This is a genomic window from uncultured Algibacter sp. (genome assembly GCF_947487575.1).
Taxonomy (GTDB): Bacteria; Bacteroidota; Bacteroidia; order Flavobacteriales; family Flavobacteriaceae; genus Algibacter_B.
The window spans coordinates 1-203 of the sequence record NZ_CANKXG010000035.1 but is presented as its reverse complement, the minus strand read 5'-3'; the positions used below and the strand labels follow the sequence as shown (position 1 = coordinate 203).

The following is a 203-nucleotide window of genomic DNA, read 5'->3' as shown; positions in this document are numbered from 1 at the left end:
AATGATGGCGGAAACGACAGTCTGTCTTGTAATCAACTGGTAACTATTACTGATGCAGAAGCACCAATAATCACCTGCCCTGCAACTATTGATTTAAATGCAGATACTAATGCTTGTGAGGCTACTAATGTAACTATTGAAGACCCTACAGCTACCGACAACTGTGCAACAACGTTCACCTTTACAGGAACACGTTCAGATAA

The 203-nt window shown here is 40.9% G+C and carries 1 protein-coding gene; it reads left to right on the top strand.

What is annotated here, in order from left to right; genetic code table 11:
* On the top strand, positions 1-203 hold a 203-nt coding region (locus Q0870_RS15395), incomplete at both ends, for a hypothetical protein (protein ID WP_298556789.1).